Raw genomic sequence first — 23,617 nt, forward strand, 5'->3', positions numbered from 1 at the left:
GCGGGCTCCGGGCGGAGCGGGCTTTGCCAAGGCGCCGCGGAGACATGGTTTTGTTTATAGAAATCACCGCTCCGTGACGCTGTAGGACATCACAGCGAAGCCTGGCCGATGCGTTGCCATGTTTTTTTTGCACAATGGCGGACATGACGCATCGCAGACATTTCCTCCTTTCGGCGGCCGCGGCCGCAGCGGCCTGTGCTTCGCCCCTGGCACAGGCCCAGGACAGCACCATCCGGCTCATCGTTCCCTACGCCCCCGGAGGTCCGCTGGACGTCACCTCCCGCGTGCTCGCCGAGCGCGTGCGCGATGCGCTGGGCACGGTCATCATCGACAACAAGGCCGGCGCAGGCGGCAACATCGGTGCGGACGCCGTGGCCAAGGCGGCCCCGGACGGCCTGACCATCGGCCTGGCGGCCACCGCCACGCATGCCGTGAACCCGTGGCTCTACACCCGCATGCCCTACGACGCCGCGAAGGATTTCGCGGGCATCACGCAGATGGTGCGCGTGCCCAACGTGCTGGTGATGAACGCGGCCAAGGCCGAGCAGCTCAAGATCCACACCGTGGCCGACCTCATCGCCTACGCCAAGGCCAATCCGGCCAAGCTGAACTACGGCAGCGGCGGCAACGGCAGCGCGGGCCACCTGGCCGGCGAAATGTTCAAGCAGCGCGCGGGCATCTACGCGCTGCACATTCCCTACCGCGGCGCCAGCCCCGCCCAGCTCGCGCTGCTGGCCGGCGAAGTGGATTTCAACATCGACAATCTCGCCGCCGCCGCGCCCAACATCCGTGCCGGCAAGGTGAAGGCGCTGGCCGTGACCTCGCTGCAGGCCTCGCCGATGCTGCCCGGCGTGCCGCCGCTCTCGGATACGTTCAAGGGTTTCTCGATCGACACCTGGTGGGGCCTCGTCGCTCCGGCAGGCACGCCGAAGCCCGTGATCGCCAAGCTCAACAAGGCCTTCGTGGCGGCGCTGAACGCCCCCGAGACCCGGACGCGCTTCACCGCCCTCATGGCCGAGCCGGTGTCCTCCACGCCCGAGCAGTTCGACGCCTTCATGGCATCCGAGCGCGCCAAGTACCAGCAGGTGGTCAAGGCGTCCGGCGCGAAGGTGGACTAAAAGCGCTCCAGCCGGGGCCGGCGGCCACTTCCACGCGCTGGCCGGCCACGCTTTCGAGTGCGGCGGCCGGCACCCGCTGCGGCGCCACCTCCGCCAGGGGCCGCAGCACGAAGGCCCGCTCGTCCGCACGCGGATGCGGCACCAGCAGGCGCGGCGAAGCGATGCGCGCGCCGCCATAGAACAGCAGGTCGAGATCCAGAGTGCGCGGCGCGTTGCGGTAGGGGCGCTCACGCCCCGCGCCGGCCTCGATGGCCAGGAGCGCATCCAGCAGGGCCGGGGCTGTCAGCCCGGTGGACACCAGCACCACGGCATTCAGGTAGTCCGGGCCCTGTGCGTCCACCGGAGCGCTGGCATACAGGGACGACACCGCCTGCAGCTGCGTGGACGGCAGCCCGGCCAGAGCGGCCACGGCCCCCGACAGCGCGGCCCGGGCATCCCCGAGGTTGGCGCCCAGCCCGATGCCGGCCAGTACCGGCTCCCGGGGCAGGACCATGGCCGTCCCGCGCATCAGGCGTCGGGGGCGCCCTGCGGGGCGCCGTCGCCTCCGCCTGCAGGCTTGCGGCGGCGGCGGCGGCGCTTCTTCACGGCACCGGAATCGCCGGCACCGCCTTCGGCGCCATCGGCGTCGGCGGGCGCCTGCGGCGCGTCATCGGCAGCGGCCGCGCCGTCCTGCGGGACCGGCTTGGGCACGCGGCGCACCACGGGCTGGTTCTTGCGCTGCCGCTGCTTCTGCTCCTCGCGCACCTGGTCGATCATGTCCTCCCGGCGGGCCTCGTCGGCCAGCTGGAACTCCTGCCACCAGTCGGCCAGGGCCTCGTCGATCTCGCCCACATCGGCGCGCAGCCGCAGGAAGTCGAAGCCCGCCCGGAAGCGCAGGTGCGTGACCATGCTGAACGGCGTGGTGCCCACGCGCTTTTCGAAGCGCGGCTGCATGACCCAGATCTCGCGCATGTCGGCGGCCAGCTTGCCGCGGCCGGACACATCGCCGATGCGCTGGTCGAACACGTCGTCGATCGCCCCCTGCAGCGCCGGGAACGGATGCTCGCGCTGCGCGAGGCGGCGGTCCCATTGCGTCTTCACGTCCTGCCAGAGCACGCAGGCGAGCAGGAAGCTCGGCGCGACCGGCTTGCCCTCGCCCACGCGGCGGTCGGTGTCGGCCAGCGCGGCGCTCACGAAGGAGGTACCGGCCCGCTCCACCACCACGTCCAGCAGCGGGTAGATGCCGGTGGCGAGGCCCAGCTTCTTGAGCTGCTCGATCGTGGCGATGGCATGGCCCGTCTGGAGCAGCTTGAGCATCTCGTCGAACATGCGGCTCTGCGGCACGTCGGCCAGTAGCGCCTGCGACTCCACCAGGGGCGCCGCGGTCTTGGGCTCGATCGTGAAGCCGACACCTGCGAGCTTGGCCGCGAAGCGCACCGCGCGGATGATGCGCACCGGATCCTCGCGGTAGCGCGTGGCCGGGTCGCCGATCATGCGGATCACCTTCTTGCGCGCGTCCTGGATGCCCTTGTGGTAGTCCACCACCACCTGCGTTGCCGGGTCGTAGTACATCGCGTTGATGGTGAAATCGCGGCGCGTGGCGTCCTCGTCCTGCGGGCCCCAGACGTTGTCGCGCAGCACGCGGCCGCTGGCGTCCACGGCGTGCTGCATGCCCGCCAGCGCGGCCCTGGAGGTCTTCTCGTTGCCGCTGACCTGCTCGGCCGCGGCATTGTCGAGGTAGGCGCGGAAGGTGGAGACCTCGATCACCTCGTGCTCGCGGCCGCGGCCGTGCACCACGTGCACGATGCGGAAGCGCTTGCCGATGATGAAGGCCCGGCGGAACAGGCCCTTGACCTGTTCCGGCGTGGCGTTCGTGGCCACGTCGAAGTCCTTGGGCTTGAGGCCCAGCAGCAGGTCGCGCACGGCGCCGCCGACGATGTAGGCCTCGTAGCCGGCCTGCTGCAGCGTGCGCACCACCTCGGTGGCGCGGCGGTCCACGAGTTCCGGGTCGATGCCGTGCACGGAGGCAGGCACGTCCTCGCGCTTGCCGAAGCGGTGTTTTCCACGGCCCGTGCCCGGAGCGGCCTTGCCGAGCAGCTTGTCGATGAACTTCTTGATCATGGTGTTGGCGTAGAAAACAGGTCCAGGATGCGCCAGCCGCGCTGCTGCGCCAGTGCGCGCAGGCGGGGGTCGGGGTTGGTGGCGACGGGATGGTCGACTTTTTCGAGCAGGGGCACGTCGTTCATGGAGTCGCTGTAGAAAGTGCTTTCCACGTCGCTCCAGGTCCAGCCGCGGGCGGACAGCCATTGTTCCATGCGCAGCACCTTGCCTTCGCGCATGGAGGGCACGCCGCGGATGCCGCCGGTGATCCAGCCACCCTCGTCGCGCTCGAGCTCCACGGCCAGCAGCTGCTCCACGCCCAGGGCCCGCGCGATCGGTGCGGTGACGAACTCGTTGGTAGCCGTGATGATGACGACCTCGTCGCCTGCGCCCTGGTGGGCGCGCAGCAGGTCGAGTGCCTGCGGCAGGATGGCCGGGCCGATGACCTCGTCCATGAACCGTGCATGCGCCGCCGCGGCCGCCTCGGGCCCGCGCCGGCGCGCCGCGTCCACCGCGAAGCGCACATAGTCGTGCACATTCAGCGTGCCGGCCACGTAGTGGTCGTAGAACTCCTTGTTGCGGCGCCCGAATTCGGTGCGGTCGGTCCAGCCGATGCGGATGGTGAACTCGCCCCATTCGTAGTCGGAGTCGAGCGGCAGCAGCGTGTGGTCCAGGTCGAAGAGCGCGAGCCGTGGGCGGGAGGCCGGAAGGTCGGAGGTCATGCGGATGTGCGTGCGGTTCGGGAAAGGCGGTTCGGCAGCGGCAACCCCGCTATTCGGACTCCAGCATGGTCTTGAGCAGGGGAATCGTGATGGCCCGCTGCGTGCGCAGCGCGAAGCTGTCGAGCTGGTCGAGCAGTTGCATGAGGCTGCCCAGGTCGCGCGAGAAGCGGCCCAGCATGTAGTTCATGACATCGTCGCCCAGGGCGATGCCGCGGGCGTCGGCCTCCTGCCGCAGCACCGCGCGGCGCTCGGTCTCGTCCAGCAGGTGCAGCTGGAATATGTGGCCCCAACCCAGGCGCGTGCGCAGGTCGTCGCGCAGCGGCAGGTCCGCTGGCGGCAGTTCGCCGGCAGCCAGCACCCAGCGCGGCGCGCCCACGGCGGGGCTGATGGCGTTGATGAACCAGTTGAACGCCGCGGCCTGCTGGGCGGTGGAATACAGGTGCACTTCGTCGAGCAGCACGGCAGACCAGCGCTCGTCGAAGGCCGTGGGCAGCATCACCGACGCGTCGAGCCAGCCCACCGTGCAGCCCTGTTCGCGCAGCGCCTCGCGCACGGCTTCGAGCAGGTGGGTCTTGCCGCTGCCCGACTCACCCCAGAGGTAGGTGGGAACCGGCGAGCGCACCGGCGCCGCGCCCGAGGCCGCGTCCCCCTCCCCCACCGCGATGCGCAGGTGCTGCAATGCCTGGGCGTTGGCTCCGGGAAAGAACCGCGCCAGCGTAGGGCCGGTGGACAGGCCGATGTCGAGCGCGAGCTGCTTCATGGAAGCCCTTGCGTACCGCCGGACTCGGACACCGGAGCGCGGCGATCCGGCGGCACGGGTGCGTGCACGGCGGTGGCGCGGAACGGGGAAAGCGGCAGCGGCATGGATGGAAAACGGACGAGGATCAGGGGCGGCAGGGGTGCATGGCCGGCGGCCGTGCACACGCCGCAGGCCGTCCCGGCGACGCGCGCCGGGGAAAGCGGCGAGGCCCGGGCAGCCCAGGCAACCCGCGATTTTAGTCTGCTGAAGGGGCTGGCGCCGCCACACTCCGGCCATCCGCGGCGTGCACGGCCGAGGGGGCATTGGGCCGCGATGCCTGCGCGGCCTTAGAATCCGCGCGATCCGGCCCGCCCCGCGGCCCCCGCACCACACCATCGAGCCCATGAGTTCCTCCGCTTCCTCCACCCCCATTTCGTACAAAGACGCCGGCGTCGACATCGACGCGGGCGACGCGCTGGTCGAGCGCATCAAGCCGCTGGCGAAGAAGACGATGCGCGAAGGCGTGCTGGCCGGGATCGGCGGCTTCGGCGCACTCTTCGAGGTACCCAAGCGCTACAAGGAGCCGGTACTGGTCTCCGGCACCGACGGCGTGGGCACCAAGCTCAAGCTGGCCTTCGAGTGGAACATGCATGACACGGTCGGCATCGACCTCGTGGCCATGAGCGTGAACGACGTGCTGGTGCAGGGCGCCGAGCCGCTCTTCTTCCTGGATTACTTCGCCTGCGGCAAGCTCCATGTGGACACCGCCGCCGCCGTGGTGGGCGGCATCGCCCGCGGCTGCGAGCTGTCGGGCTGCGCGCTGATCGGGGGCGAGACCGCCGAGATGCCCGGCATGTACCCCGACGGCGAATACGACCTCGCAGGCTTCGCGGTGGGCGCGGTCGAGAAGTCGAAGATCCTCACCGGCCGCGAAGTGGCCGCGGGCGACGTGGTGCTGGGCCTGGCCTCCGCCGGCGTGCACTCCAACGGATTCAGCCTGGTGCGCAAGTGCATCGAGCGCGCCGGAGACTCCGCTCCCGCCACGCTGGACGGCAAGCCCTTCAGGCAGGCCATCATGGAACCCACGCGCCTGTACGTGAAGAACGTGCTCGCCGCGCTGGCGCAGCACCCCGCCGACGCCGGCGGCATCAAGGCCCTGGCCCACATCACGGGCGGCGGCCTGCTGGAGAACATCCCGCGCGTGCTGCCCGAGGGCCTCGCCGCCCATCTCAAGGCCGGCAGCTGGCCGCAGACCGAACTCTTCGCCTGGCTGCAGAAGACGGCCGGCATCGACGACATCGAGATGAACCGCACCTTCAACAACGGCATCGGCATGGTGGTGGTGGTGTCCGCCGCGCAGGCCGAAGCCGTTGCCGCCACGCTGCGCGCGCAGGGCGAATCCGTGCACACCATCGGCGTGATCGCCGAGCGCGGCACGGGCGCACCGGTCGTGGTGGCCTGATCCGCCAGCACGCTTCACGACGCGCTAGCGCCACCCCATGGAGCCGCTTCCGACGGCCGACCTGCCCCCCGCAGCGCCGACGCGCGGCGTGCGTACGGCCAGCTACCTGCTGATGGGCGGCGCCCTGCTGCTCGTGATGTGGCAGGGCCTGCTGCCCGGCCTGATCTGCGCGTGCCTCGGCTTCCTGCTCACCCGCTGGCTCGCGCCGCGGCTGGCGGGCGTGCTGCCGCGCAGTTGGCAGGCCGGTGGCCGCGCCATGCGCACGGGACAGGTGGCGGCCGCCACGCTGGTGGGCATCGCGCCGCTGGCGCTGCTGGCGCTCGCGGCCACGCATTCGCGCACCTACGTGGTGGAAGCGCCGCAGCAGTACCGCGAACTGCTCGATTTCCTGGCCCGGACGGTGCTGGAGCTGCGGCTCAAGCTGCCGCCGGACATCGGCGCGCACCTGCCCGAGGGCGCGGCGGAGATTCAGCGCACCATCGCCGGCTACCTGGGCGCCAAGGCCGGGGCGCTGGCCATGGCCGGCCGGGCATGGCTCGGCGGGCTGCTGCATGCCTACGTGGGCCTGCTCATCGGCGCGCTGGCCGCCGTGCGGGCGACCGGCGGGCTGCGCGGGCCGCTGGCCGTGGCGCTGGCCGACCGCATCACCTACCTGGGCGAGGCGTTCCGCCAGATCGTGGCGGCGCAGTTCTGGATCGCCACGTTCAACACCCTGCTCACCGCGCTGTTCCTGCTGGCCATCCTGCCGCTGTGGGACCTGCGCCTGCCCTACACCCCGGCCCTCATCACGCTGACCTTCCTCGCGGGGCTGGTGCCGATCGTGGGCAACCTGCTGTGCAACGCGGTCATCACCATCGTGGGCCTGTCGGTTTCGCCGACGGCCGCCATCGCGTGCCTGGCCTTCCTGGTGCTGATCCACAAGGCCGAATACGTCATCAATGCCAAGGTGGTGGGCCAGCGCACGCACATGGGGGTGTGGGAACTGCTTTCGGTGATGTTCGTGGCCGAGGCGGTGTTCGGCCCCGCGGGCCTGGTGGCGGCCCCGCTCTTCTACGCCTACCTGAAGAAAGAGCTGGAAGCCGTGCGGCTGGTGTGACGGCCGCATCCACGGCACTTGTCCGGAATTGATCGATGCAGGTCCGCCCACGGCCGGACTTTCCTTCGCCCCGGCGGCAACATCAAGGCAATCCAACCACCCACCCGCCCAAGGGAGATTGCCATGAAAACCTGTCTGTTAGTGATCGACGTGCAGGAGTCGTTCCGCCACCGCCCCTTTTTCTCGGAAAGCGGCCTGCCCGCCTACCTCGCGGCGCAGAACGCGCTCGTCGAGGGCTGCGAGGCCCGCGGCATTCCCGTCGTGCGGATACTGCACAGCGACGGCCCCGAAGAGGCATCGAACCCCTTCGCGCTCGCATCCGGGCATGTACGCCCCCTGGCCGGTCTGGCCGGGTTCACGCCCGCGGCGGAATTCACCAAGCATCGCCACAGCGCCCTGGTGGGCACCGGCCTGGATGTCTGGCTCACGCGCCAGGGCATCGGCCGGCTGATCGTGAGCGGCATCCGCACCGAGCAATGCTGCGAGACCACCACCCGCCACGCCAGCGACCTGGGCTGGGAAGTGGACTATGTGGGCGAGGCCACGCTGACCTGGGACATGCGCCATCCCGACGGCCGGCTGCTGACGGCAGCGGACATCCGCACCCGCACGGAGACGGTGCTCACGGGCCGCTTCGCCACCCTGTGCACGGTCGACGAGGCGCTGTCCCGCGCCACCGCGGCCGCGGCAACGGCGCAGGCCCTGGAGGCCGCATGAGCGCCGCGGCCTTCCGCGTGGACATCCTGGCGTTCGACGACGTGGAGGCGCTGGACCTGGCCGGCCCCTACGAAGTCTTCACCACCGCCGCACGCATGCAGGCGCGCCAGCAACCCGGCACACCACCGCTGTTCGACGTGCGCTGCGTGGCCCGCCCGGCCGCAGGCGGAGCCGTCGTGCGGGCGCGCGCCGGGCTGCGCATCGTGCCGGACGGCGATTTCAGCGGCGCGGCCCTGCCGGATGTGCTGATCGTGCCGGGCGGCGTGGTGGACGGCGCGATGGGCTGCCCCGACACCCTGGCCTGGATCGCGCGCGCCGCCGCGGCCGCCCGGGTGACGGCCTCGGTCTGCACGGGCGCCTTCCTGCTCGCGGCCGCGGGTGTGGTGCGCGAGGGTGCGGTCACCACGCACTGGGAGGATGTGGACGACCTGCGCAGGCAGTTCCCGAAGCTCGACGTGCGCACGGGCGTGCGCTGGGTTCAGCACGGCGATGCGGGCCGGCTGTTCACCTCGGCAGGCATCAGCGCCGGCATCGACCTGTCGCTGCACCTCGTGGAACGCCTTGCGGGGCGCGCGCTCGCCGAACGCACGGCCCGCCAGATGGACACCCCCTGGCATCCCGATCCGCAAGGGGTACCGCCCGCATGAACGGCGACCGGCCCGGCCCGATCCACGTCGTCTTCGCCTTGCTGCCCCACAGCCTGGTGCTGGACTGGGCCGGGCCCGCGGAAGCGCTGCGCATCGCCAACCAGTGCCTGCGCGCACAGGGGCTGCCCGAGCGCTTCGTGCTGCGCTTCGCGAGCCCCACGCCGCAGTCGGTCACATCGGTCGGCGCAGTGCTCAGCGGGCTGGAGCCCCTGCCCACGGCATGGCCTGCCGCCGCCTGGGTGGTGCTGATCGGCCTGCCCGGCGCGGCGATCGACGTGGCGACCGCAGAGGCCCGCGCGCTGCTGCACTGGCTGCGCGGCCTGCGGCCGGAACGCGGGCGGCTCGAGCTGCTGACCATCTGCGCGGGTTCGGTGCTCGCGGCCCATGCCGGGCTGCTCGCGGGCCGGCGCGCCACCACGCACCACCAGCACCTCGCTGAGCTGCAGCAGGTGGAACCGCGCTGCGACGTGGTGGCCAACCGGGTCTTCGTGCCGGACGCCCCGCTCTACAGCAGTGCGGGCGTCACCACCGGCATCGATCTCGTGCTGCACCGCATCGCGGACGAATGCGGCCCGGCCATCGCCGCGCAGGTGGCGCAGACCATGGTGGTGGCACTGCGGCGCGGCCCCCACGACCCGGAGTTCTCGCCATTTCTCGCCCATCGCGACCACCTGCACCCGGCGCTCCACCGTGTGCAGGACGCGGTGTCGCAGCATCCGGCCGGCGACTGGAGCGTTCCGACCATGGCCGAGGTCGCGCATGCCTCGCCCCGCCATCTCACCCGCCTGTTCATCGACCACGCGGGCATCGCTCCACTGGCCTGGCTGCGCACCATCCGGCTGGCCACGGCCGAGGCGGCATTGAACACCGGCCACACGGTGACGCAGGCGGCGGCCCTGGCCGGCTTCAGCTCGGACACCCAGTTGCGGCGGGCATGGCACCGGTTCGGGCGCGGCGGCACGCCGTCCGGGGCGGCGCGCGCCTGATCCGCAGGCATCGCGGCAGCGCCGTCAGTCGTCGAAGAGCCGCCCCGTCTCCGGCATGCGGGCCGCCGCCTCGGCCTCGCGCGCCTCCTCTTCCGTGAGCAGGTTGCCCACGCGCACGCCGAGCAGCCGCAGTCGCTTGTCCAGCGGCACGCGCTTGAGGCATTCGCCCGCCGCGCGCCGGATGGCAGCGGCGTCCCGCGTGTGGGCGGCGATGGTCTGGTCGCGCGTGGCGATCTTGAAGTCGTCGTAGCGCAGCTTGATGCCGATGGTCTTGCCCACGTAGCCCTTGCGGCGCAGGTCCTCGGCCACGCGCTCGCACAGGTCGGTGAAGATGCGGCCGAGTTCCGCGCGGTCGCGCACGGCATGCAGGTCGCGGTCGAAGGTGGTCTCGCGGCTCATGGAGACAGGCTCGCTCTCGGTCACCACGGCCCGGTCGTCGCGCCCCCAGGCGGCCTCGTGCAGCCAGGCGCCATAGGCCTTGCCGAAAGTCTGCACCAGCCAGCCGCGCGGCCTGGCCGCGAGGTCGCCGATGGTGCGGATGCCGTACGACTGCAGCTTCGCATCCGCCTTCGGGCCGATGCCGTTGATCTTGCGGCAGGCCAGCGGCCAGATGGCATCCTGCAGGTCGCCCTCGTGCACGATCGAGATGCCGTTGGGCTTGTTGAATTCGCTCGCCATCTTGGCGATGAGCTTGTTGGGCGCGACACCGATCGAGCAGGTCAGGCCCGTGGCGTCGAAGATGCTTTTCTGGATGAGCCGCGCGAGCACCCGCCCGCCTTCGCGCTGGCCGCCGGGCACCGCGGTGAAGTCGATGTACACCTCGTCCACGCCGCGGTCTTCCATGACGGGGGCGATGGAGAGGATCATGTCCTTGAACATGCGCGAGAAGCGCCGGTAGGACGCGAAATCCACCGGCAGCAGGATGGCCTGCGGGCACAGCCGTGCCGCCTTCATCAGGCCCATGGCCGAGCCCACGCCGAACTGCCGGGCCGGGTAGGTCGCGGTGGTGATCACGCCGCGGCCCACGTAGTCGCGCAGCAGCGGGAAGGCCTCCACGGGGATTTCGGATTCACGCCCGGCATAGGCCCGGGCGAGCGCGTCGTCCTCGCTGCGGCGGCCACCGCCGATGACGGCCGGCAGGCCCTTGAGCTGCGGATAGCGCAGCAGCTCGACCGAGGCGTAGAAGGCATCCATGTCCAGGTGCGCGATGCGGCGCGGCAGGGGCGCCGCGCTGCTGGCAGGGGCCGCGGCCTGCGGCTGCGCTGACGTGTCAGGGGATGCGCTCACGGGATGCATTGTGCCGCGCGCGCCCGGCGCCTGCAGCGCACCGCGGCGTGCCCCGCCGCGGCCCGGGCATTCGTTCAGCGGACGGTGATGATGTCGCGGTGCATGGGGGCCAGGAGCGCCAGCAGCCGGCTCTGCTGCGCGAAGGCAATGCCCTCGGCATCCATGGCGTCCTGCAGCAGTTCCACCAGCACGTTGAAATCGCTCCGGCGGATGCGCAGGTCGGCATGGGCGTCCTTCATGCTCACGCCTTCGTATTCGCAGGGGCCGCCGGCCACCACGCACAGCTGCGCGGCAATGCTGTCCTTGAGCGCCCGCGGGCGAACCCCCTTGAAGATCGGGCCGATCTGCGGATGCACGATGGCGGCATCGATGAGCCGGTCCACCACACGGGCGATGCGCTCGCGCCCGCCCAGCGCTTCGTAGAGGCCGGCGGGCGCCGGCAGCACCGAGGTATCGACCGGCTGGCGCGGGACCGGTGGCGGAATGAGGCGGGCCTGGGTGGGCGGCGCATCCTGCGCATGGGCCGGCACCAAGGCGCCCGGCAGGCCGCCGCAGGCGAGAAAGGCCGCACCGGCGGCCACGGCGTACCGGAGGAAGGTCATGGGGTGGCTCCTGCCGCGCATCTCAGTAGGCCGCCTGCAGCGACAGGTAGGCCCCGCGCTGGCGCCGGTAGGCGGTCACGCCGGGCACGACGCGGCCCAGATCGACATAGGCCAGCGTGACGGAGAGATGCTTGCTGGGCACCCAGACCACGAAGATGTCGCGCCAGTCATCCTCGCGCAGCGCATCGCCGAGCCCCGCGGCGCGGCCCAGCGCCCGCAGGTTGTCGGGCTTGAAGCGCCATTCCGCGCCCACCGCCAGGTCGCGGCGCAGCAGATACGCCACGGAGAACTCCGGCTGCAGCGAGCGCCCCGACCTGGCCGGCCCGCGGCCACCGAAACCCAGCAGGCCGTTCTGGTTGGCGTTGGTGGAGCGCAGCGTGGCGTGCACCAGCAGGTTGCGGTCGAGCAGCAGCTTGGTGGCGCTCACATAGACATCCGTGCCCTCGGTGTCCGCGCCGAGGAACTGGATCACGCTGCCCGCGGACGCCGGGTGCAGCCGCTTGTGCTCCACTCCCACGGAAATCTGCGGCATGGGCGAATCGGTGTCGAGGATGGCGTCGCCGGCCAGGCGCACCTTGGCACCGATGATGTCCATCTTGAGGTGCAGGTCGGGCTCCACGCCGAACGGCGCGACCGCATTGAGCGCGGAGGCGGGCGCCGCGCCGAAATCCTGGCGCGCCACGGACAGCTCCACCCGGTCGTACAGGCCGAGCGCGAGGCCCGTGCTGGTCAGGCCGTAGTCCCGCGTGCGCAACCGCGTGGCGAAGGCGCTCACGCCGATCTCGCCGTCCGTCGCGTTGGTGCCGATCACGGCCCAGGGCGTGAGCCCTCCGCCTGCGGCGCCGGAGATGGAACTCACGCCGCCGGTGAGCGGCAGCTTGCCTGTGTCCGCACCGCCGGGGGCGGACAGCGCCATGCCGAGCATGGCCAGCACGGGCGCGCGGAATGTCCGCATCGCAAGCCTGCGACGAAACCTCATGGGACCCACCTCCTGGAGCCGCAGTATGCCAGCGCCTCCCTCGGCGCGGTACCCCCGGATCCTCCCGTCCCATCACTACGGGAAATCCCGAAGTAGCGAATCCATCCGCGCGGGCCGAACGTACAGGCGGCAGCTTTCCAAAAACCAGAACTCCAGTCCGGGAAAGCCGTCCGGTCCGCAGGATCTTCCAGTGCGCGCATCCCGCCGCGCCCCTGCCCTTTCCCATCACCACCAAGGAGTGTTCCCATGCGAATCCATCTTCCCCTCGCGATCGTCGCCACCCTGGGCCTGGCGGCCTGCAGCCACATGGGAGGCTCCCCCATGGCAACGTTCTCCCAGGCGTCCCTGCCCGCGGCGGTGCAGGTGCCCGCCGGCCACAAGGTCGCCCTGGAAACCGTGGGCAAGGGAGAAATCACGTACGAATGCCGCGCCAAAAAGGACATGCCAGGCGACTTCGAATGGGCGTTTGTCGGCCCGGACGCGAAGCTCTGGGACCGCAAGGGCGCGACGGTGGGACGCTACTGGGGCCCGCCCGCCACCTGGGAAAGCAGCGACGGCTCCAAGGTGACCGCCACGCAGGTGGCCGTGGCGCCCGCCGGCACCGGCAACATCCCGCTGCAACTGGTCAAGGCGAACCCCGCCACGGGCATGGGGGCGATGCAAGGCGTGGCCTACATCCAGCGCGTGGCGACCCAGGGCGGCGTGGCGCCGGCCATGCCCTGCGCGGCGGGCAACGCCGGGCAGAAGCAGATCGTGAAGTACCAGGCCGACTACATCTTCTGGCGCGCCGCCTGAGGCGCCCCGGCCCGGCGCGGCCGGATGAAGAAAGGCCCCGGGCATCGCGGCACCGGGGCCTTTGGCTGAGCGACGATCAGGCTCCGGCGTTCAGCCGGAACATGGCCACGGTATCGACCAGTTGCTGGGCCTGCGACTTGAGGCTGCTCGCGGCCGCGGCACTTTCCTCCACCAGCGCCGCGTTCTGCTGGGTGGCGTTGTCCATCTGGCTCACGGCCTCGCCCACCTGGGCCACGCCCTCGCTCTGCTCCACGGTGGCGGAAGTGATCTCTCCCACGATGTCGCTCACCTTGCGGATCGAATCCACGATCTCGGTCATGGTGGATCCGGCCTGATCCACCAGCGCCGTGCCGCTCTGCACCTGGGCGACGCTGGCCGTGATCAGTTCCTTGATCTCCTTGGCGGCGCTGGCGCTGCGCTGCGCGAGGCTGCGCACCTCGCCCGCGACCACCGCGAAGCCGCGGCCCTGCTCACCCGCACGCGCCGCCTCCACCGCCGCGTTCAGCGCCAGGATGTTGGTCTGGAACGCGATGCCGTCGATCACGCCGATGATGTCGCCGATGCGCGCCGAGCTGGTATGGATGCCGCGCATCGTCTCCACCACCTGCTGGACCACGGTACCGCCCTGCGCGGCCACGCCGGCCGCGCTGCGCGCGAGCTGGTCCGCCTGCCGCGCGTTGTCCGCATTCTGCCGGACGGTGGAGCCCAGCTCTTCCATGGACGCGGCCGTCTCCTCCAGTGAGCTGGCCTGGCTTTCGGTGCGCTGGCTCAGGTCGGTGTTGCCCTGCGCGATCTGCACGCTGGCGCTGGCGACGTTCTCGGCATTGAGCCGCACCGTGCCCACCACCGTGCCGAGCTTGCGGGTCATGGCGGCCAGCGCGTGCAGCAGCCGGGCCACCTCGTCGCGGCCCTGGGGCTCGACCTGCGTGGTCAGGTCGCCGTCCGCCACGGCCTCGGCGATCCGCACGGCCTCGCCGATGGACCGCGTGGTGGCGCGGGTGACCATGGCCATGATCCAGAGCGCCGCCGCCGCCAGCGCCGCCAGCACCACGCCCAGCACCAGCATGTTCTCGCGCATCTGCGCGATCTGGTCGTCCAGCGATTGTTCCAGCACGTCGAACGACGCGGCCACCAGTTCGAACTGGGTGTCGATGATGCGGGTCATGCGTGCGACCCAGTCGGTGGACGGCATGCTCAGCACGTCGGCCTTCACGATGCTGTCGTCGGCCAGCTTGAACCCTTCCTGGGCCGCGGCCAGCGCCGCGTCCCGGGCCTTTTCGACGGAGGGCGGGAGGCTGCCGCCGGCCGCCAGTTCGAGCGCCTTGCGGGCATCGCCGTAGTACTTGCGCACGCGGTCGGAAAGGGACTCGATGCGTGCCCGCTCTTCCGGGGCCACTTCGCCACGGGCCAGCACCAGCGCGCCGCGCGCCCGCATCTGGCCCAGCGACTCCGTCAGCTGCGGCAGCTGCCCGAGGACGGCCTTCTGCAGGTAGTGGGTGCGGATGTCGGTGTCGCGGGCGAGTCCGGAGCTGTTGGCCACGTCGTCGATGAGCCCGAGCACCCGCTCGATGAGCGCCACGTGCAGCCGGTTGCTGTCCGCGCCGCGCAGGGTCTTGCCCGCCACGCCGGAAGCCAGCGTGTTCCAGTCGCCCTGGATGCTGTCGAGCCGCTGGCCCAGGGTGTTGTCGCCCAGCCCCGCGAGGGTCTGCTTCGCGCGGCCGAAGGAAGCCTCGACCTCCGCCTGCTTGGCCTGCCGCGGCGCAGCGGCCGATTCCGTACCGCCGAGCATGGAGGCGGACAGTCCCCGGTGCTGCTGCGTCAGCTGCAGCAGCTTGAGGAGTTCCCGCGCCGGGGCGAGGCCCCTGCGCTCCTGCAGGGCCGTCTGGACATCGGCCAGGGTACTGCGCATCAGCAGGGTGGTGGGCAGCAGGAACATCGCGAAGGCGATGCAGCCGATCAGCACGAACTTGCGTGAGAACTTCAGGTTGCCGATCCAGTGGGTCATGTTTTTGAAACTTTTAGTAATTGGCTGGGCTTTTGCCGTAGGCGGCAAAAATAGAACGCAGTTAAGTTGCATTCCCCAAAAAAGTGAAAAAGCGCCCCACAACGGAGCGCTCATGCACCAATTTTAAGCGTTTCTAGAAAAAAAACGCTGTAGGTCAATTACTCAATCCAAAAACATCAAATTCATGAAGATACTTTTTGTTTCATATTAATTATTTTTCCAACTTAGAGAATTTTCATTGGCAACATCAATCCGGCCTGCTCAACCGGGCAGCGTGCCCGGCAGCAGGATCGACCGGTCCACCCGGTGGATGTCGGTATGGCCGCAGAAGGCCATGGTGATGTCCAGTTCCTTGTGGATGATCTGCAGCGCCCGGGTGACGCCGGCCTCGCCGAAGGCGCCGAGCCCATACAGGAAGCTGCGCCCGATCAGCGTTCCACGTGCCCCCAGTGCCCAGGCCTTGAGCACGTCCTGCCCGCCGCGGATGCCGCCGTCCATCCACACCTCGATGTCCCTGCCCACGGCATCGACGATGGGTGGCAGCGCATGGATGGACGATGGGGCTCCGTCGAGCTGCCTTCCGCCGTGGTTGCTGACTACGATGGCGTCCGCGCCCGTCTCCACCGCGAGCCGCGCGTCGTCCGCATCCATGATGCCCTTGAGAATGAGCTTTCCGCCCCAGCGCTTCTTGATCCACTCGATGTCGCGCCAGTTCAGCCGGGGATCGAACTGCTCGGCCGTCCACGACGACAGCGACGAAAGATCGCCCACGCCCTTGGCGTGGCCCACGATGTTGCCGAAACTGCGCCGCTTCGTGCCGAGCATGCCGGCGCACCAGCGCGGCTTGGTCGCCAGGTCGAGCAGGTTGGCCAGCGTGGGCCGCGGCGGCGTGGACAGGCCGTTCTTGATGTCCTTGTGGCGCTGCCCGAGGATCTGCAGGTCCAGCGTGACCTGCAGCGCCGACACGCCTGCCGCCTTGGCGCGGTCGATGAGGCGCTCGACGAAATCGCGGTCGCGCATCACATAGACCTGGAACCAGAAGCCCGGCCCGGCGTGCTCGGCCACGTCCTCGATGGAGCAGATGCTCATCGTGGACAGGGTGAACGGCACGCCGAAAGCCCGCGCTGCGCGTGCGCCCAGGATTTCGCCGTCCGCATGCTGCATGCCGGTCAGGCCCGTGGGCGCGATCGCCACCGGCATGGCCACGTCCTGGCCCACCATTGTCGTGCGGGTGGTGCGGTTCTCCATGTTTACGGCCACGCGCTGCCGCAGCCTGATCCTCTGGAAATCCTCGGAATTGGCGCGGTAGGTGCTCTCGGTGTAGGAGCCGGAATCGGCGTAGTCGTAGAACATGCGCGGCACGCGCCGGCGGGCGACGGTGCGCAGGTCTTCGATGCATGTCATGCGGGAGAGATGGGCCACGGTGGATGCTCCTGGTCATTGTTGTTCTGCCGCGTGGCGGCCGCTGGCCACCGGAATGCGGATGCAGGGGGCATCGTACCGGCGCATGCACCCCGGCGGCGCTGAAGTTTTCTGTGCGGGGTTGAAGCTTTTTCCGTGCATCGCGGGGGCTCGTGCCGCCATGGGCAAGCGTTTCGCGGCAATCAGCAGGCCTTCGCACCGCGGCAGGAGTCCGGCACCGCCCAGCCGTAGATTCAACCCGTGAGAAGCAGGGAGGGATTCCGCCTGGCTTTTTGCGCGCCTTCTTTCCACTCACTCGATGTCATAACGCAATGCAAACCACCCGTCTTCCGAAAAAGCTGCTCTCCGTCGCACTGGCCGCACTGGCGGTCTTCGCTGCCGCGCCGGTATCCCAGGCCCAGGCTGGCGTGCTGGGCCAGGTCAGCTTCATGTTCACGTTCCAGGCCGGCCACCAGCCTTCCCAGCAAGAGGTGTTCAATGCCACCTGGAACACCGCATGGGCCGCCTGCCGCCAGCGGTCCTCGCGCACCCGCTCCCTGAGCCTGATCGGCACCAGCGGAGCCTGGCTGCAGAACCGCCAGGGCCTCACGACGGAAGTCGCCTGGAACTGCCACGACAATCCCTGAGCCCGGGCGGCCCCTACCGCCGCGCCAGCGCCACGCCCGCGATGGCCACGGCGAATCCCACCACCTGCAGGGCCGTGAGCGTCTCGCCGAAGATGGCCCACGCCTGCAGGGCCGAGAGTGGCGGCACCGCGAGCACCAGCGCCGCCGTGCGCGTGGCCTCGCCATGGCGCATCAGCCAGATCAGCAGCGTGGCACCGCCGATCGACAGCACCAGCACCGAATAGGCCAGATAGCCCCAGAGCAGCGGGGAGCCGTCCCAGCGCGCCTCGCCCAGGCACAGCGCCATCAGCACCAGCACCGCGATGGAACCCAGGTTCTGCACCGCGCTGGCACTGCGCAGATCGCCGGCGGCCAGGGGCGACTTCTGCGCCATGGACCCCACGGTGAGCGCGAGGATGCTGCCCGCCGCAGCCAGCAGCACAGGCAGCGGGAGCGCGGCCACACCGGCGCTGGCCGACAGCCGCGGCCAGAGCACCATGGCCACCCCGCCGAAACCCAGCGCCAGCCCCACCCAGGTGGACGGCCCCAGCCGGCGGCGCAGCACGGCCACGGCGATGAGGGCCGTGAACAGGGGCTGCAGCGCCCCGATGAGCGCCATCACCCCGGCCGGCAGGCCGCGCGACATGGCCCACCAGCTCGGCCCCACGTAGAGACCGTTCATGAGCGCCCCCGCGGCGAGATGCAGGGCGATGCGGCGCGGCCCGCGCGGCCATTCGACACGCGCCCACCAGGCCGCGGCGCCGAACAGCACGGCCACGGCCACGAAACGCGCGGCCAGGAACCAGAACGGATCGGCATGCGCAGACACGCCCCGCCCCACCAGGAAGCCCGTGGACCAGATCACGACGAAAAGCAGCGGAGCGATGGCATGCATGCCGGTTCCTTCCTCAAGGGGACGCAGTATCCCTGGAACCGGGGGCGGCCGGGCGCGGCAGTTGCCACGCGCGGGCCACCGCCACAGGGACTCGCGTCAGCGGCGGGGCCCTTTCACCACGCCCGCTCCGCGCACCTCGATGCGGATCTCGTCCACCACCTGCCCTCCGGCATCCACCAGCTCCACCCGGTGGCGTCCGGGCCAGGGCAGCCAGGCCCATTCCGCCCCCCGGCCCTGTACCTGGCCATCGATGCGCCAGCGCAGATTTCCCGGCACGCCGCCGCCCGCCGCCGCGAACTGCAGGCGCTGATGGGCGGGAGGGATGTCGGGATCCAGCGCCACGATGGTGCCCGGGGCGGGCGACACGATGCGCGGCTGCGGGGCCTGCAGGCCGTCCGGCACGCCGCCCTCGCCCGCCGCCGGCTCCGGCGCTCCGCGCCCCCGCCGGACGGCACCGGGGCCTGCATCCACGGCGAAGAGCGGCTGCTGCGTGCCGGCGAGGAACCATTCCTGGCGCGCGCTTTCCAGCAGGCGCGTGCCGCCCGGTTCCGGGCCGAAGCGCACGGCGGCGCGGACCAGCCCGGGCGGTGGCTCGGGCGGGCGGCTGCGCACGCCCCGTCCGTGCAGCCAGCCCATGATCTCGGCCCACACGGGCGCCGCGCCGCTGGTGCCGCTCACGTCGTGCATGGGCGCGCCGCCCGCATTGCCCACCCACACGCCCACGGTGTAGCGCTGCGACCAGCCCAGCGCCCAGTTGTCGCGCATGTCCTTGCTGGTGCCGGTCTTCACCGCGCTCCAGAACCGCGTGGCCAGCACGCTGTCGGTGCCGAAAGTGCGCGCGCGTGCGTTGCCGTCCGAAAGGATGTCGCCCACGATGAAGGCCGCGCGCGGATCGACCGCGGGCGGCGCCTCCGCCGCAGCGGCCGGGGCCGCCTTGTGGCCCGTGCGCCGCGTGCCCGCGGCAGCAGGGCGGAACACGGCGGGACCGGCCCGTCCGCCATTGGCGAGCGCGCGGTAGGCATTGGCCAGGTGGAGCAGCGGCACCTCGGCGCTGCCCAGCGCGAGGCTGTAGCCGTAGTAGTCGCCCGTCTCCCGCAGCGGCAGGCCCAGGGCCAGCAACTGGCGGAAGAACGCATCCGGGGTAACCATGGCGATGGTCCGCACCGCCGGCACGTTGAGCGAGGCCGCCAGGGCGGTGCGCACGGACACCCAGCCCTTGAACTGCCGGTCGTAGTTCTGCGGTATGTAGAGCCCCGAGGCGGTGGGTATGTAGGCGGGCGAATCCTCGATCAGCGACGCGGCGGTGATGCGGCGCTGCGCGATCGCCTGGGCGTAGAGGAACGGCTTGAGCGTGGACCCCGGCTGGCGCGCGGCCAGCACCCCGTCCACTTCGCCCGCCTGGCTCAGCATGCCGGACGATCCCACCCAGGCCAGCACCTCGCCAGTGGCGTTGTCGAGCACGACCACGGCCCCATCCTCCACGTTGCGGCCGTGCAGTTCGCGCAGGTGCTGGTGCAAGGACTGCACGGCCACGCGCTGCAGCGGCGCGCTGAGGCTGGACACCACGGACGCAGGAGCCGGCCCCTCCATGCGGGCGAGCAGCTGGCGCGCGAAATGCGGCGCGAGGCCTTCGCTGGCCGCGTAATCCCGGCGCTGCAGCGCGGCCGTGGTGAACAGGTCCAGTGCATCGCAGTCGGCTGCCGGCCCGGCACCCTCCGCGCGCGGCCCGGCCATGGAACGCAGCACGCCGCAGGCACGCTGCGCCACCAGGGCGGGCCGCGCGTTCGGAGCCCGCACCAGCGCCGCGGCGACCGCGGCCTCGCGGTCGTCCAGTCCGTGTGGCGCCTTGCCGAAGAGCGTGCGGGACAGTGCGTCGATGCCTACCAATTCGCCCCGGAACGGCACGAGGTTGAGGTAGGCCTCCAGGATCTGGTCCTTGCGCCAGCGCCGCTCCAGCACCTGCGCGGCCACGGTCTGCCCGAGCTTCTGGGCCACCGACCGGCCGCCGGGCCCCTGGCGCCAGTCGCCGTCCAGCAGGCCGGCGAGCTGCATGGTCAGGGTGGAAGCGCCGCGCGTGCGCTGGTTCCAGAGATTGCCCCAGGCGGCGGCAGAGACGGCACGCCAGTCCACGCCGCTGTGCTCGTAGAAACGCCGGTCCTCGCTGAGCACCAGCGCCTCCCGCAGCGCGGGCGATATGTCGTCCAGCCCCGTCCACTGGCCGCGCCGCACGGTGGCATCGGTCCGCAGCCGCTGCACCACCTCCCCTTCGCGCGAGAGCACCAGGGTTTCGGACGAACGGTAGTCCGCGCGCACCTCGGCGTAGGCCGGCAAGGCTGTCGCGGACAGCGGCGCCCAGAGCGCGAGGCACAGCGGCAGGACAGTCAGTGCTTCAGTGCCGGGACGGCGCGCCCGGTGGCGCAGGAAAGCGAGGGAAGGCATGGGAAAGCCGCCGGGGGAAGCACCCCGGCGGCGCGAAGAGGGCTGGAGGCCCCGATTCTGGCGCAGCGGCGACCAGCCGCCGCAGGGGTGCGCTCAGAAAGACTCCCAATCGCCCTGCCCGCCCTGTCCCGCCATGGCGGGAACCGCCATGAGGCCGGCGCCCGCGACAGCAGGCCGCAGGGAAGGTGCGCGGGCAGGAGACGGCATCTTGGCCGGAGACTTTCTGCGGACGGGCCCGGACGTCCGCGGCGCCGCAACCGCGGCAGACGGCGATGGAGCAGCGGGTGCAACCCTCACCGCGGCGGGAGCCCTCGCCTCGACGGGCTCGGCACGCGGGGCATCCGACGCCAGCCGGAACACGCTGACGGCCTGCACCAGGTCCTGCGCCTGGGACCGGAGGCTGGAGGCCGCTGCCGCCATCTCCTCCACCAGGGCGGCGTTCTGCTGCGTGGTCTGGTCCATCTGGGTGACGGCCTCGCCCACCTGTGCGACGCCCGCACTCTGCTCGCTGCTCGCCGCGCTGATCTCGCCCATGATGTCGGTCACGCGGCGGATGCTGCCCACCACCTCGGTCATGGTGCTGCCGGCCCGGTCGGCCAGTTGCGCGCCGCTTTCCACCCGCTCGACGCTGGCGGTGATGAGTTCCTTGATTTCCTTCGCCGCGCCGGCGCTGCGCTGCGCCAGGCTGCGCACCTCGCCCGCCACCACGGCGAAACCACGTCCCTGCTCGCCGGCACGCGCGGCTTCCACGGCGGCATTCAGGGCCAGGATGTTGGTCTGGAAGGCGATGCCGTCGATGACGTTGATGATGTCGGAGATGCGCCGCGAGCTTTCCGAGATGCCCTTCATGGTGTCCACCACCTGCGACACCACCGTGCCGCCCTGCTCCGCCACGCCGCTCGCGGCCTGGGCCAGCTGGTTGGCCTGGCGTGCGTTGTCCGCGTTCTGCGCCACCGTGGAGCCCAGTTCCTCCATGGAGGCGGCGGTTTCCTCCAGCGCGCTGGCCTGGCTTTCCGTGCGGGACGAGAGGTCGGAATTGCCCTGCGCGATCTGCATGCTGGCCGAGGCGACCGATTCGCTGCCCTGGCGCACGCGGGACACGACGGTGGCGAGCGCCGTGTTCATGTCGCGCAGGCTTTCCAGCAGCAGGCCGACTTCGTCGCGGGCATGGATCTCGATGCGCCGGGTCAGGTCGCCCGCAGCCACCGCCCGGGCCACATCCACCGCCCGGGCGATGGGACGGGTGATGGAGCGGGTCACCCACAGGCCGAGCAGCACGGCCACCACCACGGCCAGCGTGGTCCCGCCGACCTCCACCGCCAGGGCCGTGGCACGGGCGTCTTCCGCCTCGGCCTGGCGTACATCGAGCAGGTCGCGTTCGGCCTTGGAGAACTCGGCCTGCATGTTCCGGAAGCCGTCCATCGCGGCTTTGTCGCGTGCCTTGCCGAACTCGCTGACGAAGGCCTCCATCGGGATCTTGCCGGCATCCACATCGCGGCGCATGTCCTGCAGCGACTGCATCACGGCGGCGAAGTCCGCCTGGCGGGCACGCAGCACGTCGAGCCGTTTCTGCTGCTCCGGGTTGTCCGCGGTGAGCGTGCGCAGCGATTGCCAGGCGGAGTCGAAAGTCTCGCGTCCCTGGTTCCACGGGCCGAGGAAGCCCGTGCTGCCCGACAGCAGGTAACCGCGGGCGCCGGTCTCCATGTTGACCACGCCCAGCAGCATCCGCTGGGCCTCCTCCAGCACCTTGTAGGTGTGGATGTTCATGCTGGTGGCGGCCTTGATGTGGTTCTGGCTCTGGATGGCCACGCCGATCACCACCAGGAAAATCGCGATGACGCCGCCGAATGCCAGCGCGAGCCGTCGGCCCAGGGGCCAGTGGGAAATGTTCATGGAAGTACCGCTTTCGTGCAGGAACGCCGCGCCATGCAGGAAGGGCCGGCCCCGGCCCTCGCCACGCGACATCCGTGGCCAACATCCGTCATGGGAGCACGATCGGGATACTAAAGTTACAAATTAACGCGATTTGTAGGCATTCGGCGTACGTCACTGTCGCGTTCAGACGCACAGAAGGCGTACGCCGATGGCCCTTCTCTTCAGTTCTTCGTGGCCGCGTCCCAGTGTTCGGCGATCTGTCCGTCCTGGATGCGGAACATGTCGAACCATGTGGTCGTATAGGTCTGCCCCGCGTTCTGGGGATCGGGCAGGCTGCGGGCGAAGACCAGGGTGACCATGTCGCCCTCGGCGAGGATGCGCACCAGCGGGGCCCTCACCCGGGGCTGGATGGGCGAGCGCGGCGTGACCTGCGCCAGGAATTGCTTGAAGGGCTCGCGGCCCGTGGCCACCAGCGGGTTGTGCTGGATGTAGTCCTCCTTCATGTAGCGGTCGGCCAGCTCCACCTGGCCGGACTCGAACACTTCCCGCCAGAAGTCGTACACCAGCCGCTTGTTGTGCGCGAGGATCGGGTTATGGGACCACAGCAGCTTGTCGTGGTTCGGTTCTTCCGCCACGGGTACCTGGGCGTGGGCGGAAAGGCACACGGCGGCCGCGCAGGCCAGCGCGGCGCGGGAGAGCAGCAGTCTCACGGTCATCTCATCTCCTGTCGGGTTGAAACGGCCGGGTTATACGGAACATTCCTCCTAACGGAAAGATGATGTCTGCAAACCATGTCAGCAGGTGTGCCGGCTTGATGCAGGGCAAGGCACGTTCCGGCCGGAGGAGCAGACTGCCCCGGTACCTCTCCATCGACCATGGCCCGGAAATTTCCCGAACATCCCGCCCGCCCGGAACGCATCTGCTGGGGCTGCGATCGCTACTGCCCGGCCGAGGCGCTGGCGTGCGGCAACGGCTCGGAGCGCACGCCGCACCCTGCGGAGCTGTTCGGCGAAGACTGGCTCGCATGGTCGCCTGCGGGCGTGCCGCCGGACGGCGATGCCACGCCGGACCCGGGCCAGGCACCGGTGCGATCGCCAGAGACTCACGAATAGCGGGGCCGTTGCGCTGGAACCAGCGCACCGGCCCG

22 protein-coding genes are annotated in these 23,617 nt (G+C 70.4%); 9 read left to right on the forward strand and 13 right to left on the reverse strand.

The window, feature by feature from the left end:
* The first annotated feature begins 134 nt into the window (after positions 1–134).
* Entirely contained in the window at positions 135–1,118 is a 984-nt protein-coding gene (locus ACGHC0_RS16720; RefSeq protein ID WP_368352041.1) for a Bug family tripartite tricarboxylate transporter substrate binding protein, read from the forward strand.
* Here ACGHC0_RS16720 and folK read toward each other — a convergent pair.
* Genes folK through hda form a run of 4 tightly spaced genes read right to left on the reverse strand, consistent with a single transcriptional unit; the run spans position 1,090 to position 4,679 of the window.
* Complete coding sequence (gene folK / locus ACGHC0_RS16725; protein ID WP_415266212.1) at positions 1,090–1,611, reverse strand: 2-amino-4-hydroxy-6-hydroxymethyldihydropteridine diphosphokinase; 522 nt, start codon at positions 1,609–1,611, stop codon at positions 1,090–1,092. The two genes, ACGHC0_RS16720 and folK, sit on opposite strands and share 29 nt — an antisense overlap.
* A gap of 14 nt (positions 1,612–1,625) precedes the next feature.
* Positions 1,626–3,218 (reverse strand): polynucleotide adenylyltransferase PcnB, encoded by a 1,593-nt coding sequence (pcnB, locus tag ACGHC0_RS16730; protein WP_368352043.1) that lies wholly within the window; start codon positions 3,216–3,218, stop codon positions 1,626–1,628.
* A complete protein-coding gene (locus ACGHC0_RS16735) occupies positions 3,215–3,919 on the reverse strand; it encodes an HAD family hydrolase (protein WP_415266213.1) in 705 nt (234 codons plus the stop codon). The genes pcnB and ACGHC0_RS16735 overlap by 4 nt, the downstream gene beginning before the upstream one ends.
* A gap of 49 nt (positions 3,920–3,968) precedes the next feature.
* Positions 3,969–4,679: a DnaA regulatory inactivator Hda gene (hda, locus tag ACGHC0_RS16740; RefSeq protein WP_019701134.1), complete on the reverse strand. Its 711-nt coding sequence runs from the start codon at positions 4,677–4,679 to the stop codon at positions 3,969–3,971.
* A 382-nt stretch (positions 4,680–5,061) separates the two neighbouring features.
* Between hda and purM the strand changes: the two genes are divergently transcribed.
* The 5 genes from purM to ACGHC0_RS16765 all read left to right on the forward strand — a co-directional run bounded on the left by purM (position 5,062) and on the right by ACGHC0_RS16765 (position 9,566).
* Positions 5,062–6,120: a phosphoribosylformylglycinamidine cyclo-ligase gene (gene purM / locus ACGHC0_RS16745; protein ID WP_019701135.1), complete on the forward strand. Its 1,059-nt coding sequence runs from the start codon at positions 5,062–5,064 to the stop codon at positions 6,118–6,120.
* Between the two features lie 37 nt (positions 6,121–6,157).
* Entirely contained in the window at positions 6,158–7,216 is a 1,059-nt protein-coding gene (locus tag ACGHC0_RS16750; protein WP_415266214.1) for an AI-2E family transporter, read from the forward strand.
* 123 nt (positions 7,217–7,339) lie between these two features.
* Positions 7,340–7,933 (forward strand): cysteine hydrolase family protein, encoded by a 594-nt coding sequence (locus tag ACGHC0_RS16755; protein WP_368352047.1) that lies wholly within the window; start codon positions 7,340–7,342, stop codon positions 7,931–7,933.
* A complete protein-coding gene (locus ACGHC0_RS16760) occupies positions 7,930–8,580 on the forward strand; it encodes a DJ-1/PfpI family protein (protein ID WP_415266215.1) in 651 nt (216 codons plus the stop codon). The genes ACGHC0_RS16755 and ACGHC0_RS16760 overlap by 4 nt, the downstream gene beginning before the upstream one ends.
* Positions 8,577–9,566 (forward strand): GlxA family transcriptional regulator, encoded by a 990-nt coding sequence (locus ACGHC0_RS16765; protein ID WP_415266216.1) that lies wholly within the window; start codon positions 8,577–8,579, stop codon positions 9,564–9,566. Before ACGHC0_RS16760 ends, ACGHC0_RS16765 begins: the two co-directional genes overlap by 4 nt.
* Before the next feature lie 24 nt (positions 9,567–9,590).
* Here the strand turns inward: ACGHC0_RS16765 and ACGHC0_RS16770 are convergent, their stop codons facing one another.
* From ACGHC0_RS16770 to ACGHC0_RS16780, 3 genes are all read right to left on the reverse strand, one after another.
* A complete protein-coding gene (locus ACGHC0_RS16770; protein WP_415266217.1) occupies positions 9,591–10,862 on the reverse strand; it encodes a DNA polymerase Y family protein in 1,272 nt (423 codons plus the stop codon).
* 65 nt (positions 10,863–10,927) lie between these two features.
* The gene (locus tag ACGHC0_RS16775; protein ID WP_415266218.1) at positions 10,928–11,455 is read right to left on the reverse strand and encodes a group I truncated hemoglobin; all 528 of its coding nucleotides are present in this window, start codon (positions 11,453–11,455) and stop codon (positions 10,928–10,930) included.
* Positions 11,456–11,477: 22 nt separating this feature from the next.
* Positions 11,478–12,434 (reverse strand): DUF3034 family protein, encoded by a 957-nt coding sequence (locus ACGHC0_RS16780; protein WP_415266219.1) that lies wholly within the window; start codon positions 12,432–12,434, stop codon positions 11,478–11,480.
* Positions 12,435–12,680: 246 nt separating this feature from the next.
* Here ACGHC0_RS16780 and ACGHC0_RS16785 point away from each other — a divergent pair, with 246 nt between their 5' ends.
* Positions 12,681–13,229, forward strand: a complete 549-nt coding sequence (locus ACGHC0_RS16785) for a DUF3455 domain-containing protein (protein WP_368352053.1) — start codon at positions 12,681–12,683, stop codon at positions 13,227–13,229.
* 76 nt (positions 13,230–13,305) lie between these two features.
* On the opposite strand, the gene ACGHC0_RS16790 is transcribed toward ACGHC0_RS16785, so the two are convergent.
* Together ACGHC0_RS16790 and ACGHC0_RS16795 are read right to left on the reverse strand one after the other, a co-directional pair.
* A complete protein-coding gene (locus ACGHC0_RS16790) occupies positions 13,306–15,234 on the reverse strand; it encodes a methyl-accepting chemotaxis protein (RefSeq protein WP_368352054.1) in 1,929 nt (642 codons plus the stop codon).
* A gap of 261 nt (positions 15,235–15,495) precedes the next feature.
* On the reverse strand, positions 15,496–16,656 hold the full coding sequence (locus ACGHC0_RS16795) for an alpha-hydroxy acid oxidase (RefSeq protein WP_415266220.1): 1,161 nt from the start codon (positions 16,654–16,656) through the stop codon (positions 15,496–15,498).
* A gap of 311 nt (positions 16,657–16,967) precedes the next feature.
* Here ACGHC0_RS16795 and ACGHC0_RS16800 point away from each other — a divergent pair, with 311 nt between their 5' ends.
* Complete coding sequence (locus ACGHC0_RS16800) at positions 16,968–17,282, forward strand: hypothetical protein (RefSeq protein ID WP_368352056.1); 315 nt, start codon at positions 16,968–16,970, stop codon at positions 17,280–17,282.
* Positions 17,283–17,295: 13 nt separating this feature from the next.
* On the opposite strand, the gene ACGHC0_RS16805 is transcribed toward ACGHC0_RS16800, so the two are convergent.
* The 4 genes from ACGHC0_RS16805 to ACGHC0_RS16820 form a co-directional block, all read right to left on the reverse strand.
* Entirely contained in the window at positions 17,296–18,156 is an 861-nt protein-coding gene (locus ACGHC0_RS16805; protein WP_415266221.1) for a DMT family transporter, read from the reverse strand.
* Between the two features lie 96 nt (positions 18,157–18,252).
* Positions 18,253–20,595 carry a penicillin-binding protein 1C gene (gene pbpC, locus ACGHC0_RS16810; protein ID WP_415266222.1) on the reverse strand — a complete coding sequence of 781 codons (2,343 nt, stop codon included), beginning with the start codon at positions 20,593–20,595 and terminating at the stop codon, positions 18,253–18,255.
* Between the two features lie 93 nt (positions 20,596–20,688).
* The gene (locus ACGHC0_RS16815; RefSeq protein WP_415266223.1) at positions 20,689–22,488 is read right to left on the reverse strand and encodes a methyl-accepting chemotaxis protein; all 1,800 of its coding nucleotides are present in this window, start codon (positions 22,486–22,488) and stop codon (positions 20,689–20,691) included.
* A 203-nt stretch (positions 22,489–22,691) separates the two neighbouring features.
* Entirely contained in the window at positions 22,692–23,186 is a 495-nt protein-coding gene (locus ACGHC0_RS16820) for a nuclear transport factor 2 family protein (protein ID WP_415266224.1), read from the reverse strand.
* A gap of 159 nt (positions 23,187–23,345) precedes the next feature.
* On the opposite strand from ACGHC0_RS16820, the gene ACGHC0_RS16825 reads away from it, so the two are divergent.
* Complete coding sequence (locus ACGHC0_RS16825) at positions 23,346–23,582, forward strand: DUF3079 domain-containing protein (RefSeq protein ID WP_368352061.1); 237 nt, start codon at positions 23,346–23,348, stop codon at positions 23,580–23,582.
* Positions 23,583–23,617 lie beyond the last annotated feature (35 nt).

Source organism: Acidovorax sacchari, assembly GCF_042847045.1.
Lineage (GTDB): Bacteria > Pseudomonadota > Gammaproteobacteria > Burkholderiales > Burkholderiaceae_C > Paracidovorax > Paracidovorax sacchari.

What these genes read in the sequence shown, in the direction of transcription:
- ACGHC0_RS16760 (WP_415266215.1), top strand. Translation starts at nt 7,930, where the DNA reads ATGAGCGCCGCGGCCTTCCGCGTGGACATCCTGGCGTTCGACGACGTG.
- ACGHC0_RS16775 (WP_415266218.1), bottom strand. Translation starts at nt 11,455, where the DNA reads ATGACCTTCCTCCGGTACGCCGTGGCCGCCGGTGCGGCCTTTCTCGCC.
- ACGHC0_RS16735 (WP_415266213.1), bottom strand. Translation starts at nt 3,919, where the DNA reads ATGACCTCCGACCTTCCGGCCTCCCGCCCACGGCTCGCGCTCTTCGAC.
- ACGHC0_RS16720 (WP_368352041.1), top strand. Translation starts at nt 135, where the DNA reads ATGGCGGACATGACGCATCGCAGACATTTCCTCCTTTCGGCGGCCGCG.
- ACGHC0_RS16790 (WP_368352054.1), bottom strand. Translation starts at nt 15,234, where the DNA reads ATGACCCACTGGATCGGCAACCTGAAGTTCTCACGCAAGTTCGTGCTG.
- ACGHC0_RS16755 (WP_368352047.1), top strand. Translation starts at nt 7,340, where the DNA reads ATGAAAACCTGTCTGTTAGTGATCGACGTGCAGGAGTCGTTCCGCCAC.
- ACGHC0_RS16765 (WP_415266216.1), top strand. Translation starts at nt 8,577, where the DNA reads ATGAACGGCGACCGGCCCGGCCCGATCCACGTCGTCTTCGCCTTGCTG.
- ACGHC0_RS16805 (WP_415266221.1), bottom strand. Translation starts at nt 18,156, where the DNA reads ATGCATGCCATCGCTCCGCTGCTTTTCGTCGTGATCTGGTCCACGGGC.
- ACGHC0_RS16815 (WP_415266223.1), bottom strand. Translation starts at nt 22,488, where the DNA reads ATGAACATTTCCCACTGGCCCCTGGGCCGACGGCTCGCGCTGGCATTC.
- ACGHC0_RS16780 (WP_415266219.1), bottom strand. Translation starts at nt 12,434, where the DNA reads ATGAGGTTTCGTCGCAGGCTTGCGATGCGGACATTCCGCGCGCCCGTG.
- ACGHC0_RS16820 (WP_415266224.1), bottom strand. Translation starts at nt 23,186, where the DNA reads ATGACCGTGAGACTGCTGCTCTCCCGCGCCGCGCTGGCCTGCGCGGCC.
- folK (WP_415266212.1), bottom strand. Translation starts at nt 1,611, where the DNA reads ATGGTCCTGCCCCGGGAGCCGGTACTGGCCGGCATCGGGCTGGGCGCC.
- ACGHC0_RS16770 (WP_415266217.1), bottom strand. Translation starts at nt 10,862, where the DNA reads ATGCATCCCGTGAGCGCATCCCCTGACACGTCAGCGCAGCCGCAGGCC.
- pbpC (WP_415266222.1), bottom strand. Translation starts at nt 20,595, where the DNA reads ATGCCTTCCCTCGCTTTCCTGCGCCACCGGGCGCGCCGTCCCGGCACT.
- ACGHC0_RS16785 (WP_368352053.1), top strand. Translation starts at nt 12,681, where the DNA reads ATGCGAATCCATCTTCCCCTCGCGATCGTCGCCACCCTGGGCCTGGCG.
- ACGHC0_RS16800 (WP_368352056.1), top strand. Translation starts at nt 16,968, where the DNA reads ATGCAAACCACCCGTCTTCCGAAAAAGCTGCTCTCCGTCGCACTGGCC.
- hda (WP_019701134.1), bottom strand. Translation starts at nt 4,679, where the DNA reads ATGAAGCAGCTCGCGCTCGACATCGGCCTGTCCACCGGCCCTACGCTG.
- ACGHC0_RS16825 (WP_368352061.1), top strand. Translation starts at nt 23,346, where the DNA reads ATGGCCCGGAAATTTCCCGAACATCCCGCCCGCCCGGAACGCATCTGC.
- ACGHC0_RS16750 (WP_415266214.1), top strand. Translation starts at nt 6,158, where the DNA reads ATGGAGCCGCTTCCGACGGCCGACCTGCCCCCCGCAGCGCCGACGCGC.
- purM (WP_019701135.1), top strand. Translation starts at nt 5,062, where the DNA reads ATGAGTTCCTCCGCTTCCTCCACCCCCATTTCGTACAAAGACGCCGGC.
- pcnB (WP_368352043.1), bottom strand. Translation starts at nt 3,218, where the DNA reads ATGATCAAGAAGTTCATCGACAAGCTGCTCGGCAAGGCCGCTCCGGGC.